The sequence below is a fragment of the Paenibacillus thiaminolyticus genome (genome assembly GCF_007066085.1).
Taxonomy (GTDB): domain Bacteria; phylum Bacillota; class Bacilli; order Paenibacillales; family Paenibacillaceae; genus Paenibacillus_B; species Paenibacillus_B thiaminolyticus.
Genome location: NZ_CP041405.1, coordinates 2,587,975 through 2,605,040, shown reverse-complemented (window position 1 = coordinate 2,605,040; position 17,066 = coordinate 2,587,975). Strand labels below are relative to the sequence as shown.

Sequence of the window (17,066 nt, the reverse complement as noted above, 5' to 3'; positions counted from 1 at the left end):
AGCGATGGCGGAGAGAATTGCTGTATATTTGCAGGTTTCACTATTCCACGCCCCAGTGATGCAGGAAAAGATGTACTTTTACAGTTTTTTCGGAGTACAAGTGCGAGAATCCGAAAATCGTGTGCTCCGGATCAGGCGGGTAACGATCAGCTCATAGTGTCCTTGAACGCGCAAGGCGATCCAACCAGGAAGCGGCGTGCGAAAGTTATCAAGCGAAGGGAAAACGGTTAATTGACTCTTTGCCGCAAGGGGAAGCTCGACGGGAGAAAATGGTTCTTTGCCGGGAAAATGGTTGATTGTGCCGGCGGAATTCCGTCGCCTATAATCAGACTCAACCCGGGAGGCATTCGGACTAGTGTTCTGGAAGTCGAAATCCGGAAGCCGAAATTCGGAAGCCGGAAGCTATCGCTTCGCTGTGCGCCATGCACTTGCCATGCACTTGCCATGCACTTCGCCATGATTTCGCCATGACTTCGGCGTGCACTTCGTCATGTACTTCGAAATGCGCTTCATGCGCTTCGATCGGAGATGAGGAGCCTGCCATGGGCCACGCAGATTTGAAAACGGTACCATCCTGCAATTTATGCATCTCATTATGTTGGTCACAAAGGAGGAATGCCCCATGGCAAACGTCACGCCCGGATCTGCATCCCGCCGCCTGACATCGCGCTTCGCGTTTGCCCCAGGCACCGGCAAGCGAATTAAGAAGCATTGGCAGTTCTACCTGTTGGTTCTGCTGCCTGTCGCCTACCTGCTTATTTTCAAATATGTGCCTATGGGCGGCGTGCTGATCGCGTTCAAAGAATATAACGTTGTGCAGGGCATCTGGGACAGCCCGTGGGTCGGACTGAAATATTTTGAGCAGTTCCTCGAGTCCCCCTACTTCTGGAATTACATCCGCAATACGATCGTCGTCAGCCTGTACGGGCTGGCAGTCGGGTTCCCGGCTCCGATCCTGTTGGCCCTGCTCTTGAATGAAATTCGCAACGGCTGGTTCAAAAAAACCGTGCAAATGGTGACGTATGCGCCCTATTTCATCTCGACCGTCATTATGGTGTCTATCGTTATCGTTGCTCTGTCGCCGAACGTCGGCATGGTGAACAATGTGTTGCGGCTCTTCGGGTTCGAAGGGATCGACTTCATGGGACGGCCGGAGCTGTTCAAATCGATTTATGTCTGGTCCGATGTATGGCAATTTACGGGCTACGGCGCGATTATTTATATTGCCGCGCTGGCTGGGGTCAATCCGGAGCTGTATGAAGCGGCCAAGGTCGATGGCGCGACGCGGTTCCAGAAAATATGGAACATCGATTTGCCGAGCATTTTCCCGGTGATGGTTATTTTGCTTATATTGAATGTCGGCAGCATGATGAGCGTCGGCTTCGAGAAAATGTATCTGATGCAGAACCCGCTCAATCTGGAGTCGTCAGAAATTATTTCGACCTATGTGTACAAGGTGGGGCTGCTGAATGCGAACTTCAGCTTCTCCACGGCGATCGGGCTCTTCAACTCAGTCATCAATCTGATCTTGATCGTGACGGTTAACGCGATTGCGCGCCGGCTGTCCGAGTCGAGTCTGTGGTAAAGGGGGCTCTCGTTCATGAGCAACACGACGATCAGGGAATCACTGCCCGACCGCTTGTTCCTCGCTGGCGTGTACGTGTTTTTAACATTGATCCTAGTTATTATTTTATTCCCGCTGCTTCATATTTTGAGCGCTTCGTTCAGCTCGCCGCAGGCGGTGAACTCGGGACAGGTCTGGATCTTTCCCGTCGAGTTCACGCTTGCCGGCTACAAGGCCGTCTTCGCGAATTCCAATATATTGATTGGCTATGCGAATTCGATCTTCTACGCCGTCTTCGGCACGTTGGTCAATGTCGTCATGACGGTGCTCATCGCTTACCCGCTGTCGCGCACGACGTTCTATGGACGGCATCTGCTCATGATGCTGCTCGTGTTCACGATGCTGTTCGACGGCGGCCTCATCCCGAACTATATGGTCGTGAAGTCGCTCGGTCTGATTGATACGCGCTGGGCGATGATCATTCCGGGCGCCTTGGCGGTGTTCCAGGTCATTATCGCCCGCACCTTCTTCCAGTCGTCCATCCCGGAGGAGCTGTCGGAGGCGGCGGAGATTGACGGCTGCAGCGATATCCGCTTCATTACCAGCGTCGTGCTGCCGCTGTCCAAGCCGATTCTGGCCGTCATGACGCTGATGTATGCGGTCGGGCATTGGAATTCGTATTTCGGGGCGCTCATTTATTTGAAGTCGCCTGACATGTTCCCTCTGCAAATCGTGCTGCGCAACATTTTGATTCTCAATTCAGTGGACCCGGCCATGATGGCCAATGTCGATGACATGCTGCAGCTTCAGGGCATCGCCGAGCTGCTCAAATATTCGCTGATCGTGGTGGCCAGCGCGCCCGTGCTGATGATCTATCCATTTGTGCAGAAGCATTTTGTGAAGGGCGTCTTAATCGGATCGTTAAAAGGGTAACACGGCATGCCTCATGCATTTCGATATGAGATGACATTTTCAAGGAGGGTCTAATGATGAGACAAAAAGGATCTGTCTTGCTCGCCATGATGTTGAGCATCTCGCTGCTGCTGGCGGCTTGCTCTGGAGGAGGGGGCGCGAAGCAGGGAGCCGCGGCAACCGATCCGGCCGATGGGGTCAAGGCGGAGGAGCTATTCAGCCCGGTCGGGGAATTCCCGATTGTGAAGGAGCCGATGACGCTGAAAATGTTCGCTCCCCAGTCGGCGGCGATCGAGAATCTGGAGACGAACGAGTTCACGAAGTACCTGGAGGAGAAGACCAATATCCAGATTAAATGGGATGTCGTGCCGGAAGGCGCGCTGGAGGAGAAAAAGCAGCTCATGATGGCGAGCGGCGACTATCCGGAAGTGATTCTGGCAGGCTCCTTCAGCAAGGCGGATCAAATGAAGTACGGCCAACAAGGCGTCTTCATCCCGCTGAACGATCTGATTGAGAAGTATGCGCCGAACATGAAGCAGGCGATGGCGGACATCCCGTACTTGAAGGACGCGATAACGACGCCTGACGGCAATATTTACGCCATACCAAAAGTGAACGAGTGCTATCACTGTACCTATGCCTCGAAAATGTGGATCAACCAAACGTGGCTGGATCAGCTCGGGCTGAAGATGCCGACGACGACGGATGAGTTCTATGAAACCTTGAAGGCATTCAAAGAGAAAGACCCGAACGGGAATGGCAAGCAGGATGAGATACCGCTCACGACCGCCGGGAAAAAGGAAATGTGGGGCGGAGGTCTGGACGCGTACTTGATGAATGCGTTCATCTATAATGATGCCACGACCTATATGTATCTGGACAACGGGGAATTGAAGTTCTCGCCGAATCAAGAGCCATGGCGGGAAGGGCTGCGCTACATTCATAAGCTGTATGCGGAAGGGTTGATTGACAAAGCGTCCTTCACCCAAAACGCGGATGCCGTGAAGCAGGTCGGCAACCGGCCGGACAATGTGATGGGAGCGGTCGCCACCGCGCTGATCAGCTATGTGTATTCGCCGAATGAGCTGACCCCGCGCCACAAGGACTATGTCACGGTTCCGCCGCTGAAGGGTCCGGAAGGTGTGCAGCTTGCAGGCTATTTCGTCGGGGCTGGCAACGGCCAGTTCGCGATTACGAACAAGGCGACGGCCGAACAGCAGATTGCGGCGATCCGGTTCGCGGACTATCTCTACTCGGAGGAAGCGACCCTGTTCAGCAGCATGGGCAGAGAAGGGGATGGGTACCGCAAGGCCGAGGCGGGCGAGAAGACGGCGGATGGAACGCCGGCGCGCTTCAAGCAGACGCCGAAGCCGAATGTGGCCCAGGTGCAGAACGGAACATGGCAAGAGCTTGGCATCATGAAAATGACCAACGAGCTGCGCGACTCCTTCGCCGTGCCGGAGGATATGTATTCGGAAGACGGCTACGGGCTGCGCCTGCGCACTGAATCCAAGAAATACGAGCCATTCGCGAAGCCGGAGATCGCCTTCCCGTCCGATATCTTCATTGCGGCGGAGGATGCTTCCCTGGCCGCGCAGCTGCAGACCTCGATCAATGATTACGTCGAATCGAATATGGCGCAATTCATTACCGGCAGCAAGGATGTGGACAAGGATTGGGATGCTTATGTAAAAGGGTTTGACGGGCTGCAATTAGCGAAGTATCTTGAAATTTATAGCAAGGCGTTGAAAAAATAAGGGGCAGGCTGCCATCCGAAGCACTGCGGTGCGGATTCCGGACGGCGGCCTCCTCGTCACCTGGAGAGTGGCGAGGAACCGAAATTGATCTCAACTGGAGGACAGCGAGCAACCAATCTATCGGTAGAGAGGAGCAGCGGCAGGATGAATCTGAGGCTGGCGGTGCCCACGCCGCAGCAAATGGCGTGGCAGGACTTGGAGTTAGGGATGTTTTTTCACTTCGGCATCAATACGTATTGCGATCAAGAATGGGGAGACGGAACGGATTCCCCGGAATTGTTCAACCCGGTGGAGCTGGATGCGCGCCAATGGATCCGGACCGCGAAGGAGGCCGGCTTCAAGTATGTCATTTTGACGGCGAAGCATCATGACGGCTTCTGTCTATGGCCGACCAAGACGACCGAATATTCAATCCGGTCGAGCCCGTGGAAGAACGGCCAGGGCGATGTCGTGCGCGAGGTCGCGGACGCCTGCCGGGAAGAAGGGATGAAGTTCGGCGTATATGTGTCGCCGTGGGATCGCAATGCGCCATGCTATGCCGATCCGGCTGCATATGACGATTTCTATGCGGAGCAGTTGACCGAGCTGCTGACCGGATACGGGCCTCTCGTCGAGGTGTGGTTCGACGGGGCGGGCTCCGAAGGGCGCGAATACGATTGGAAGCGCATTATCGGCCTCGTGAAGCAGCATCAGCCGGACGCGATGATCTTCAATATGGGCGCTCCGACGATCCGCTGGGTCGGGAATGAGGACGGAGTTGCGCCGTATCCGTGCTGGAACACGGCGCAGAGCGCCCGGGTCAGCATGTTCACGAGCGACATGAATACATGGATGGAAGAGACGCCGGGCTGGGTGCCCGCGGAATGCGATGTTCCGATCCGGAAGCGGCATTGGTTCTGGCATCCCAACGATGAGCACAGCCTGCACACCCTCGATCATTTAATGGATTTGTACTACCGCTCGGTCGGGCATGGGACGACGCTGCTGCTGAATGTGTCTCCGGACCCCCGCGGCCTGCTGCCGGATCCCGACACGGAGCGCGTGCTCGAATTCGGGGCGGCGATCCGCCGCCGGTTCGGGCGGCCGCTGGGCTCCGCCTCCGGGACGGGGTCTGAGCTTGAGCTGGCGCTGGACGAGGAAGCGCTTATCGATCATGTGGTGTCGATGGAGGACATTGCCTACGGGGAACGGGTGCGTGCCTACACGATTGAAGCGGAGGTCGGCGGGGAATGGAAGCCGGTTGCAGCGGGAAGCGCCATCGGCCACAAGAAAATCGACCGCATCGAGCCGACGCGGACATCCCGCATCCGGCTCCGCGTCACAGAGGAGGCGGCAGAGCCGCATATTCGCAGCTTGGCCGCCTATTCGGCGGGCGAATAAGGCGGAAGTGGATTGGCATACGGAGCAGTAACGGCAAGGATGGACCGCAGTGGAAGGAATGCGGTTAATCCTTGCTTTTTTTCATATAATATGAAAGATTTAATAGGTAAAGTTCACGGCTGCCCGATGGCCGTGCGATGTGTCGGTACCGAAGGATTGTGTTAATCATATCATGAAGAGATGGGCCTTAGCGCGCGGATGGCCAATGGGGGAAGCAAGCCGGCAGAACATCATGAAGGAGGTGACGGCGTGAGCAGACAACAGACCAATGACCCGAACGAAGCGGTCAGCGGAGGCAGAGAGCCGGAAGATATTATGGCGGAGGCGATTCAGATTCTAGAGGGAGACGAGGAATCGATCCGGCATGCCTTCCGGTACTGGCACCCGTATGACCTCGCTCTCGTCTACCGGGACGCAATGATAACGCAGCGCTCCCGCTTGCTTGAGGTGCTCGACGTCGATCAGCTTACAGGCATCATGCGCGAGCTGGATCCGGCGCTGCAGCTGGAGTCTTTTCAGATGCTCGGGCACGAGCGTGCTGCGGAAGTACTGAACCGCATGGATAACGACGACTTGGCCGATACGATGGCAGCTGTCAGCGTGGAAGCGAAGGAATTCCTATTATCGCTGATGAAGCGGGAAGAGCGCGATACGGTCCGCCAGCTCTTGACCTATGAGCCGGAGACGGCTGGCGGTCTGATGACGAACCGCTATGTCTGGTTCTATCAGCGCTATACGGTGCGTGAAGCCGTCGAGAAGGTGAAGGCATTCGCCGAATTGACGAAGCATGTGCATTATTTTTATGTTGTAAATGAAGAAAAGCGTCTCGTCGGCACGCTCGCATACCGCGAGCTGGTGCTGGCCCAGGAGACGGAGACGATTCAATCCTTGATGAATGAGAAGGTCATCTCGGTTACGGCCGACACGGATCAGGAAGAAGTCGCCCGCCTGTTCGAGCAGTATGACTTCCTCTCGATGCCGGTCGTGGATGAAAATAACCGGCTGATCGGGATCGTGACGGTCGATGACGTCATCGACGTCCTGCGGGAAGAGGCGCATGAGGATTTCAATAAATACTCGGCTACGGACAAGACGATCGATTTCCGCACGAATCCGTTCACGGCGGCGCGGCGGCGTCTGCCCTGGCTCATTATGCTGCTGTTCCTCGGCTTGGTGTCGGGCAGCATTATCAGCCGCTTCGAAGAGACGCTGCAGCAGGTCGTCGCCTTGACCTTCTTCATGCCGATGATCGCCGGGATGACAGGGAATACAGGCACGCAATCACTGGCGGTCGTCATTCGCGGCCTGGCGTCGGAGAAGCTGGACAAAGGCTCCGTCAGCCGGTTGATCGGACGCGAGCTGGTCGTCGGGCTCATCATCGGCACCGTATGCGGCCTCGCGGTCGCGCTCGTCGCGGGCTTCTGGCAGTCCAGCCTTCCGCTCGGACTTGTCGTCGGCAGTTCCTTGTTCCTGACGGTCATTATCGGAACGATGGCAGGGACCGTCATTCCGCTTATTCTGTACCGGATGAATGCCGATCCGGCGGTAGCGTCCGGCCCGCTCATTACGACGCTGAACGATATCTTCTCGCTCACGGTCTATTTCGGGACGGCGACCCTGTTCTTGTCCTATATCATGTGAGAAGCGTGCTGCTGGGGCCATGCTTTCCCGGAGTTGAGTTGCGCCGGATGCCGAAGAGAACATATCTCCTTCACAGAATAGTGTCCACTATTTGAAAGGCATTTCTTTATATTTTACATGAAATGAGGACATTTTCACGAATGCGGCGATCGTCAGCATGATGAGTCTGTTCTTCGTCCGGGGTCATTCCCGATTTTTGGATTCTTGCGGATCGATGCAGACTGATGCTGCGGATGGACCGTCCTGCACGAATCCGCCGGGAAAAGGACCCTGAAAAGCACCTTGAAAAAATACCGAAAAAAAAGCTTGTCAACGGCCATGTCGTTTGTTATACTCTTAATTGTCGCCGCGAGGTGATGAAGTTTTGAAGGCATGGCCCGTTGGTCAAGCGGTTAAGACACCGCCCTTTCACGGCGGTAACACGGGTTCGAATCCCGTACGGGTCACCATCTTTTCTTATGGATGATATGGCGGACAGCAATGTTCAGTCAGCACGAGCCATTAGCTCAGTTGGTAGAGCACCTGACTTTTAATCAGGGTGTCGAAGGTTCGAGTCCTTCATGGCTCACCAGTTTTCTTTTTATGGTTGCAATGCGGAAGCATCGTTCCCAACATACGTGCGGTAGTGGTGGAATGGCAGACACGCTATCTTGAGGGGGTAGTGGGCGTACGCCCGTGGAGGTTCGAGTCCTCTCTACCGCACCATAACTTTTACGACGAATGAGCGAAGTCTTGGCATACAAGGCTTTTTTTGTTTTTACTGGGATATCGCATTGAACTTGAACCTCGTTTCCATTTCCAAGCGCCGGACGGAGCGAAGGATCGTTCCGAATCTGATCAGGCAGCGAACCAAGAGGTGTTGAATATGATTATTATCAAGACAAAAGAGCAAATTGCCAAAATGCACGAAGCGGGCAAAGTATTGGCGGCCTGCCACAAAGAGATCGCGAAAATGATCCGCCCGGGCATCACGACGATGGAAATCGATCGCTTTGTGGAGCGGTTTTTGAAGGAGCATAACGCAACGCCGGAGCAAAAAGGCTATATGGGCTATCCTTATGCGACATGCGCTTCCGTCAACGATGTCATCTGCCACGGCTTTCCGAGCGAGACCGAGCTGAAGGACGGGGATATCGTCACCATCGATATGGTCGTGAATCTGAACGGTTGGCTGGCTGATTCCGCTTGGTCTTACGCGGTGGGCAACATCTCTGACGAGGCTGCCCATCTGCTTAACACGACGGAAGAGTCGCTGTACAAGGGCATCGAGCAAGCGGTCATCGGCAACCGCCTTGGCGATATCGCCCATGCGATTCAGGCGTTGGCCGAGGCCGAAGGCTTCTCGGTCGTGCGTGAATTCGTCGGCCACGGGATCGGGCAGGATATGCACGAGGAGCCGCAGGTACTCCATTACGGGCCTGCCGGCAAAGGCATGCGCCTGAAGGAAGGCATGGTCATCACGATCGAGCCGATGCTGAATACCGGGGTCTGGCAGAGCAAGCGCGATCCGGACGGCTGGACGGCGAGAACGAAGGATGGCGGCTTGTCCGCGCAGTATGAGCATACGCTCGCGATTACGGCCGACGGCCCGCTCATTTTGACACAGCAGGATTAAATTGCTGAAATACGAGACTGTCCCATTCAGTGCACAAGGATGCGGGGCAAGACAGGACAGCAGAGACTATAGAGGCGGGAAGACGGCGTCTGAAAAGCGTCTGAAAAGCGTCTGAAAAGCGGCGGAAGGCTTCGGAAGATGGATGAGGAAATGAATCCTGCGTTAATGCAGGAATTTACACTAATTTGAGCCGATATTTTATTAAATTGCTGCAGAAGTCAGGCCGTTGGAAAACCCCTGTTTTTTACGAATGGGCGGAGATGAGTTCCACTATATAAAAAATAAAGTGGAGAAAATTCCCATATACTTCTCAACGGCCGGATTTTTGGGGATCCAAGAGACCGCGTCGGATCCTTGGGGCATCATCGTCTTCAGGAAGCATCATTGCCTTCTGGAGGCATCATTGCCTTCAGGAAGCATTATTGCCTTCTGGAGGCATCGTTGCCTCCTCGGGCTTGAACGGATGGAGGGAATTGCTGCTATTTTACAGGAATTTCGGCTCAATGAGTCCACATCCAGAGGAATTGCTGCAAATCTACATCATTTTAGGCCCTTTTGCTCCAAGCCGAAGCGAAACGGGTGAAATTCCTGCAGTTTTGCAGGATCCCCTTTCTGGGAAAGTCGTCCATATTGAATTGCTGTATTTGAGCAGGATTTCAAGTTTACCGAATAGGCGTAGAAATCGTGCAGTTTTGCGGATTTCGCCTACCGGATAGACGTGGCTAGGGAAATGGTGCGGTTTTCAGGCCGTTAGAAAACCCCTGTTTTTTAAGAAGGGTTGGAGATTGTTCATTTTCCTACTCAAAACTTGGCACCCACAGCGTTTTAAATCGATTTTTTTACTGAGAGACGAGATCCGCCACATAAAAAATGAAGTGCCACAAAATCCCTTGGATTTTCTCAACAGCCTGAGAAGTGCACTAATTCCGCTGATCTTTGCTTTCTATTTATATGGTTAGGCTGAAATTGATGCGGTTTTGCAGGAATTGTTGTAACGGAATAAACGTCAGACCGAAAAACTGCATTCTTTCTTGCAGCTTTTCGGCAAGTCGAGCTTTGAGAAGCAGGAGGGGCCGTCTCACTGTAAGCTAAATACTGCTTATGGGACGGCCCCTTTCTTTTGAGTTCGGTCTCGGGGGAACGCGGCCTGGCTTGAAGCGGACTTACGCCGGCAGCACTTCCCGAATCCGCTCCAATGCCCAGTCCAGCTCTTCCTTCGTAATGACGAGCGGCGGGGCGAAGCGGATCGTATGGTCGTGGGTCTCCTTGGCGAGCAAGCCCACCTTCTGGAGCTGCTCACAGTAAGGGCGGGCGGGCTCGGTCAGCTCGAGCCCGATCAGCAGGCCGCGGCCGCGCAATTCCTTGATGCGCGGCGATTGGAGCTTGGCAAGTCCGTCCATGAAGTAATCGCCAAGCTCCCGCGCCCGGTCGGCGAGCCGCTCGCGGACCAGCGTCTCCAGCGCGGCGTTGGCGACGGCGCAGCCGAGCGGATTGCCGCCGAAGGTGGAGCCGTGCGACCCGGGCGTGAACGTGCCGAGCACCTCGGCATCGGCGGCGACGGCGGAGACCGGAATGACGCCGCCGCCGAGCGCCTTGCCGAGGATGTACATATCCGGCACGACCTCTTCCCAGTCGCAGGCGAACATTTTGCCGCTGCGGCCGAGCCCGGTCTGAATTTCGTCGGCGACCAACAGGACGTTGTGCTGGCTGCACAACGCGCGTGCCGCCTTCAGGAAGCCCGGCTCCGGCACGATGATGCCGGCTTCGCCTTGAATCGGCTCCACCAGGAAGGCGGCCGTATGCGGCGTGATCGCCCGCTCGAGCGCCCCGATATCACCGTACGGGATGAGCTTGAACCCGGGCGTGAACGGGCCGAAGCCTGCCTTGTATTCCTCTTCCGACGAGAAGGACGTAATCGTGACCGTCCGGCCGTGGAAGTTGCCGTCGCAGACGATGATCTCGGCCTGGTTGTCCGGGATGCCCTTGCACTCGTAGCCCCAGCGGCGCACGGCCTTGATGGCTGTCTCTACCGCCTCGGCGCCTGTATTCATCGGCAGGATCATCGCCTTGCGGGTCAGGTCGGAGAGGCGCTCGTAGAAGGGGCCGAGCTGATCATTATGGAACGCCCTTGAGGTGAGCGTCACTTTATCGGCCTGGTCCTTGAGCGCTTGGATGATGGCCGGATGACGATGGCCATGGTTCAGGGCGGAATAGGCGCTCAGCATATCCATATAGCGGTGCCCCTCCGGATCCTCGACCCAGACGCCCTCCGCCTTCGAAATGACGATCGGCAGCGGATGATAGTTCCGCGCCCCGTAGTGCTCCGTCTGGTCGATAATTCGCATCGATTGATTCACTCTTGTCTCCTCCTTTTTTCAAAATACGGAAAAATGTAATCAGGTCTGAGCGGAAAAGCCGCTTGGTCTGCTTCTTTACTCTGCACCCTTACGATAACAGAGCGTAGTCTCGGGTGGCCTCCCGCCTGCAATTATAAAATCTGTTCGCCCAGCAGCGAGCCGATCAGGCCGATGGCTAAGCGGACCGTCCGCTTCTGGCTGTCCAGCGGCGGGCTGACCTCCACGAATTCGGCGGATGTGATCAGGCCGGATTCATACATCATTTCGAGGGCAAGATGCGCTTCGCGGTAGCTGACCCCGCCCGGAATAGGCGTCCCTGTACCGGGAGCCTCGGCTGGATCGAGGCTGTCGATGTCGAAGCTGAGATGGACGCCATCGGTTCCGTCGCCGAGAATGCGCAAGGCTTGCTCCATCACATACGGCATGCCCTTGCGGTCGATATCATGCATCGTGAAGCAGGCAATGCCGGCTTGGCGGATGTACGCACGCTCGCCTTCATCAAGCGATCTCGCCCCGATTATGACCACCTTCGACGGATCGATGCGGGACGATTCCCGCCTGATCCGGGTGAGCAGGGGATGCCCCTGATCAAAATTGACGGCCAGCGACATGCCGTGAATATTGCCGCTCGGGCTCGTGTCCTCGGTATTCAGATCGCCGTGGGCATCGAACCAGATAACGCCGAGATTGCGGTAATGTCTCGTCAATCCGGCGATCGTGCCGATGGCGATGCTGTGATCGCCGCCGAGAATGAGCGGAAACCGCCCGCTGGAGGCGACATCCGCGACGCGGTCGGCCAGATCGCTGTTGAGAGCAGCGATTTCCTCCAGATGCTTCAGCTTCGTCCCGGAGGCTTGAGTGCCGCTGTCTTGCGCGCCGGGAGGAAGGACGGCCCCTTCGTCTGTCGTCTGCAAGCCCAGCTGCGACAAATGCCGGACGAGCCCGGCCTTCACTAGCGCATCCGGTCCTTGCTCCGCTCCCGGCCGTGCGCCTCCCTTGCCGTAGGGAACGCGCAGCAATGCAATTAGATTACGGTCCATGGTAAGACTCCTCTCTTGAGAATGTAAGCGTTCACAAATATAGGAAGGAGGATTCAGGATGTAATGGAACAATCAGGATGAAGCTCTATATATTACGGAAGCTTCGGAAGGAAGTTGCGGTTGGGATGCGGCGGTTTTCGGGGAAAAAGCTTAAAAATTAAGCATTTTGAAACCGGAAAGGCAAGCTTTTATGCAGGTTTTTTATGCATAAATGCATAACATCAGTTTATTTTTAATTTATAGGCAGGGGCATCGAGTGCATGATCTGCATACTTGATGAATGGATTTTAATCGCCATGCATCAATATAAAGGAACAAGTTGTTGGAAAAATGATACTTTTTACAATACATTTATAATAGATTGACCTGATGAAAACATAATCTTTCTATGATTGTGGTATCTGGTTTGTTTGATTGCGTTTTGTCTGTATTGTTGCTTGGTTGCATTCAGTCAGGTCTGAAAGGGGAGGAATCGCGATGGAACGCATTGCAATCGATATGGATGAGGTGATGGCCGATACGGCCGGCACGCATCGGGAATGGTACAACCGGGATTACGGCGACACGGTTACGGCCGCGGAGCTGCAGGGCAGAACCTTGGCACAGGTGAGGCCCGATCGGAAGCGGGAGATTGACAGCTACTTCGGGCGCGAAGATTTCTTCCGGCAGTTGAAGGTGATGGAACATAGCCAGGAGGTTATCCGCGAGCTCAGCCGTCATTATGAGATTTTCATCACGACGGCGGCGATGGAGGTGCCGGCCTCGTTCCGCGCCAAGTACGAATGGCTGCAGGAGCATTTTGGCTTTTTGTCCGATATGAACTTCGTCTTCTGCGGGGACAAGAGCATCATTCGCGCCGATTATATGATTGACGACAATGTGAACCAGCTCCGGCGCTTCCGGGGTCAGGGCATTCTTTTCTCCGCACCGCACAATGCGGGGGGAGCAGGGGTTCGTGCGGGTGGATTCATGGCTGGAAGCCGGGGCGTGGTTGATGGCAAAGCTGCGGGATACAGATGAAGCGGCTGTGGAGGGAGGCTTGTCATGCAGCATGAACGCATGATGCCGTTAGCGGAACGATGTCAGCCCTTGTCCGTGCTGGCGCATTGGCGGTTCGAACCCGGACAGGTCGTGTCGGGCTCCATTGAAGCGGGCGCGCTTGTGCTCGCTGATCAGAGCGGCAACGGGAACCGGCTGGAATCGGTTGCGGTGAGGCAGGGGCCGGGCTCCGCGCCGCAGGAGCCGGAGGCTCAGCCAAGCCTGCCGTTGTCGTGGGCAGACGATGGCCTCGTCTTCCGGAATGATGACGCTCCCTCCGGGTGTTATTTCCGGACGGCAGGGGACGCGCCCATTAACCAGGAACGCTTCGAGCGGGGCTACACGATCGAAGCCATCGTCCATCTTCCCCGTCCGTTCCGGGAAGAGAAGCATAGCTGGATGGGGGTGCTCACCCGGCAGGGACGCGGAGCGGATATCGGCAGGCAGGGGGAGAATGAACTGCTCGCCACCTTATCTGTCTCGAACTGCATGGAATATCAATGGGTCAGCCATTCCTGGACACGGGATGTGCCGGCGACAAGTTGGTCGCGTTATTTGAAGGAAGAGGAGTGGCATCATGTCGTCATCATCAACGATGGAGATCGGACGCTGCTGTACGTGAACGGCATTTGCGACTTCAACAGTCCGGCGCGGAGCATCATCGGCATCGCCGCCATCGAAGGCAAGGGCTGGAATGTCGGCGCATCCGAATGGGGAGGGCGTCTGGACAAGCTATTCACCGGAACGATTCGGGAGATCCGCATTGCAGGCGAACCTCTGGAGCGGACGGATTGGTTAGTGGAGATTGAGCCGATGCGGGTGCTGGAAGGCACTAATGACCCCTTCCCTCCGCTGGAACGGGCAGAGAACTATCAATTCGCTTTTGTCCCCGATCCGCAGAAGCTGGTCTATCTGAATCCCGAGATGTTCGAGGCTCAGACGGAATGGCTGGCGAAGCATCAGGCCCGGGGCCGTATCGCCATGACGGCTGTGCTGGGCGATGTCGTTGACCATAGCGAAGCGGAAGAGGAATGGGAGCGGGCGTCACGGGCGGTCGCCATCCTGGATGACGCGAATGTCCCGTACATGATGACTGCGGGCAACCATGACTATGATGCGGCCGGGACCTATTTACGGCATTTCGGGCCGGAACGGTTCCTCCCCAAGCGTTATGTCCGGGGCTGCTCCCCTTCCGGGTACAGCTCGTATGGCATCATCGAAGCGGGGAGCTACCATTACGGCTGGCTGATGGCGGATATGAAGTATCTGCGGCAGGATATGGCTTGGTGCAAGGAGTTGCTGGAGCAGCACAGGACGCTGCCTACCGTTCTCGTCTCGCATGATATCCTGTATGCGGAACGGGATGAAGCAGGGCGGCGGAAGGCCCGAGATTCGGAGAGCGGGCTGCTCATCTGGGAGGAGCTGGTCTGGCCTTTTCCGCAAGTTTTTATGACGGTGAACGGGCATTATGATGGCACGGCGCATCGGATTCGGCATAATGCGAGTGGGCAGGACGTTATCCAACTGCTCATCAACTATCAGGATAGCTATCGCGGCGGCAACGGCTGGCTGAGGCTGGCGGAATTCGATGAGCGTGCGAACCGCATCACGTTCCGAACGTTCTCCCCGTGGGTGGACCATTTGGCGAACTTGAATGGATGCGAGAAGCTGGCTTACCCGGATTACCGCTTGTTGACGGGACCCTATGAATGCTTCTCCATTCCACTGTCATTCGAAGAGCGCTTCGCACTGCGGGAATAGATGATTTAAGGCAGTTGATTTAAAGTGCAAGGCGATTTCCTGGGAAAAGGGGAGGGGCGATGCCGATGTCGCTTTTGGCGGAAGAACGCAAAGGTTATATTATCGAGCAGCTCGATGCGGTCGGCAAGGTGCGGGTCGTCTCGCTCGCTGAACGGCTTCATGTCTCGAACGAGACGATCCGGCGCGATCTGGCGGTGCTGGAGGAGGTAGGGCGGCTGCGGCGGGTATACGGCGGGGCGGTCAAGGTGCAGTATGAGGAAGGCGAGCCTCCGTACCAGCAGCGGCAAGTCCTCAACCATGAAGCGAAGCAGGCGATTGGCCGCCGCGCCGCCGAGCTGATTCAGGACGGGAATACCGTCTATATGGATACAGGCACGACGATTCATGAGCTGGCCCGGGCCGTGAAGGGCAAAAAGCGGGTGACAGTCATCACCAATTCGTTGGCGGTGGCCAGTCTGCTCCGCGAGTCGCTGACGCAGGGCTTGTTCAGCGGCCGGGTCATCATTCTTGGCGGGGAGATTTCGCCGGAGCAGCAGTCGGTAAGCGGGCATCTCTGCCAGGAGATGCTGCGCAATTTCTATGTAGACAAAGCGTTCATCTCCGTTGGCGGGATGTCGGTGATGACCGGAATCAGCGACTATGATATGAATGATTCCGTGATCTCCCGGATGGTGACCGCGAACGCGAAGGAGGTCATCGTGCTGGCCGACTACAGCAAGATCGGCATTCAGGCCTTCTGCCATATCGCGCCGCTGGAGCAGATCGATGTCATCGTATGCGATCAGGAGCATCCGGCGTCATGGACGCAGGAGCTGGAGATCAAAGCCATCACCTGGATCGTGGCGGATGGCGGTATGGAGACGGGGAACCGGACATGAGTCCGGTTCTTTTTTTGCGCTGGAAAACGCCACAACAAACCACAAATCACTCTCTCTCCGCGGCTGAACCTTGACTGTAGTGACCCGGACTGCGGGGCACCGGATAAGAACGGGCTTCAAAAAACGTTAATATCCCGTTCATCTCACGAAAACATTCACTCCTTATAGTGTACATATCACAACATCAGAAGGAATCAAAAGAAACCTGCAGCAAGTGTTGAAGTCAGTCACCGCATCCGGCGTGAATCGGCCGATCGCCTGTTCACGCCGTGAAAGAGAGAGAGGGGAATCCCATGCCAACGAGAGAGACACGCCTGCTCGTCACCGCCCATACCGGCTGTGGCGAAGCGCCTGCCAACACGTGGGCGTCATTGATGGAAGCGGCGGCGACGGGAGCGGATGTCGCCGAGTTGGATATCCGTGTCACCTGCAAGGACGAACCCGTGCTGCTCCATGATCATTCGCTCCTGCTTGAATTGTACGATGCGAGAGAGCTGAACCGGATGCCGGCCAGAGCGAGACTCGGGCCGCCGCACCGCGAGCACGGGCTGGTGATGCTGGCCGATGTGCTGGAAGAGGCGAAGCGCCGCGGCCTGATGCTGAACCTCGATATCAAAAACGGGGAGAGCGTCAATCCGGCCTTGCGGCTCGTGAAGGAGCTCCAAGCGGAACGGCTCGTATTCGTTACGGGCTGTACGGAGGGAATCGAGGTCGATACGGAAGGGATCTCGCTGCTGCTGAATGTGCCGGAGAGCGCTGATGCGGCTTCGAATGAGGGTGCGACTGGGGCTGTAGATGCGGCTCAAAATGCGGCTGCGGCTGGGAATGGGGCTATGAATGCGGCTGCCGAAGGGGCATTCATCCGCTCTGTCTGCGAGCAGGCCAAGCGGCAAGGCTACCAGGGCGTCAATGTCCCCTATGAACGGTGCAGTCCCGACTTCGTCGCCTGCGCGCATGCGCTCGGGCTTATCGTCTCGGTCTATACGGTCGATGATGCCGATGCGATGCGGAGCTTGATGAATATGAAGGTGGACAGCATAACGACGAAGCGGCCGGAACAGCTGCTCCGGCTGAGGAAGGTGGATGAGCGGCATGAAGCGTAAGTGCATCGATGTGATGGGAG

12 protein-coding genes and 3 tRNA genes are annotated in these 17,066 nt (G+C 56.1%); 13 read left to right on the top strand and 2 right to left on the bottom strand.

Annotated features, from left to right (window positions below; all coding sequences use genetic code 11):
* Positions 1-622 precede the first annotated feature (622 nt).
* From FLT43_RS11710 to map, 9 genes are all read left to right on the top strand, one after another.
* Positions 623-1,585 (top strand): ABC transporter permease, encoded by a 963-nt coding sequence (locus FLT43_RS11710; RefSeq protein ID WP_087444743.1) that lies wholly within the window; start codon positions 623-625, stop codon positions 1,583-1,585.
* Between the two features lie 15 nt (positions 1,586-1,600).
* Positions 1,601-2,497, top strand: coding sequence for a carbohydrate ABC transporter permease (locus FLT43_RS11705; RefSeq protein WP_087444744.1), 897 nt, complete (start codon positions 1,601-1,603; stop codon positions 2,495-2,497).
* A gap of 56 nt (positions 2,498-2,553) precedes the next feature.
* Positions 2,554-4,233 carry an ABC transporter substrate-binding protein gene (locus FLT43_RS11700; protein WP_087444745.1) on the top strand — a complete coding sequence of 560 codons (1,680 nt, stop codon included), beginning with the start codon at positions 2,554-2,556 and terminating at the stop codon, positions 4,231-4,233.
* 144 nt (positions 4,234-4,377) lie between these two features.
* On the top strand, positions 4,378-5,613 hold the full coding sequence (locus FLT43_RS11695) for an alpha-L-fucosidase (protein ID WP_087444746.1): 1,236 nt from the start codon (positions 4,378-4,380) through the stop codon (positions 5,611-5,613).
* Between the two features lie 249 nt (positions 5,614-5,862).
* Entirely contained in the window at positions 5,863-7,254 is a 1,392-nt protein-coding gene (mgtE, locus tag FLT43_RS11690; RefSeq protein WP_087444747.1) for a magnesium transporter, read from the top strand.
* A gap of 374 nt (positions 7,255-7,628) precedes the next feature.
* Positions 7,629-7,703 (top strand) — tRNA-Glu (locus FLT43_RS11685).
* Positions 7,704-7,749: 46 nt separating this feature from the next.
* Positions 7,750-7,825 (top strand) — tRNA-Lys (locus FLT43_RS11680).
* A gap of 48 nt (positions 7,826-7,873) precedes the next feature.
* Positions 7,874-7,959 (top strand) — tRNA-Leu (locus FLT43_RS11675).
* 160 nt (positions 7,960-8,119) lie between these two features.
* A complete protein-coding gene (map, locus tag FLT43_RS11670; protein ID WP_087445396.1) occupies positions 8,120-8,869 on the top strand; it encodes a type I methionyl aminopeptidase in 750 nt (249 codons plus the stop codon).
* 1,163 nt (positions 8,870-10,032) lie between these two features.
* Here map and FLT43_RS11665 read toward each other — a convergent pair.
* Both FLT43_RS11665 and rocF read right to left on the bottom strand, forming a co-directional pair.
* Positions 10,033-11,214, bottom strand: a complete 1,182-nt coding sequence (locus FLT43_RS11665) for an ornithine--oxo-acid transaminase (protein ID WP_373994959.1) — start codon at positions 11,212-11,214, stop codon at positions 10,033-10,035.
* Positions 11,215-11,357: 143 nt separating this feature from the next.
* Complete coding sequence (gene rocF / locus FLT43_RS11660; RefSeq protein ID WP_087444750.1) at positions 11,358-12,266, bottom strand: arginase; 909 nt, start codon at positions 12,264-12,266, stop codon at positions 11,358-11,360.
* A gap of 477 nt (positions 12,267-12,743) precedes the next feature.
* On the opposite strand from rocF, the gene FLT43_RS11655 reads away from it, so the two are divergent.
* The 4 genes from FLT43_RS11655 to FLT43_RS11640 all read left to right on the top strand — a co-directional run bounded on the left by FLT43_RS11655 (position 12,744) and on the right by FLT43_RS11640 (position 17,046).
* Positions 12,744-13,286: a 5' nucleotidase, NT5C type gene (locus FLT43_RS11655; protein WP_244194367.1), complete on the top strand. Its 543-nt coding sequence runs from the start codon at positions 12,744-12,746 to the stop codon at positions 13,284-13,286.
* 24 nt (positions 13,287-13,310) lie between these two features.
* The gene (locus FLT43_RS11650) at positions 13,311-15,065 is read left to right on the top strand and encodes a LamG-like jellyroll fold domain-containing protein (protein WP_087444751.1); all 1,755 of its coding nucleotides are present in this window, start codon (positions 13,311-13,313) and stop codon (positions 15,063-15,065) included.
* Between the two features lie 65 nt (positions 15,066-15,130).
* On the top strand, positions 15,131-15,943 hold the full coding sequence (locus tag FLT43_RS11645; protein WP_087445397.1) for a DeoR/GlpR family DNA-binding transcription regulator: 813 nt from the start codon (positions 15,131-15,133) through the stop codon (positions 15,941-15,943).
* Between the two features lie 293 nt (positions 15,944-16,236).
* Positions 16,237-17,046, top strand: coding sequence for a glycerophosphodiester phosphodiesterase (locus FLT43_RS11640; protein ID WP_087444752.1), 810 nt, complete (start codon positions 16,237-16,239; stop codon positions 17,044-17,046).
* The last annotated feature ends 20 nt before the right edge of the window (positions 17,047-17,066 follow it).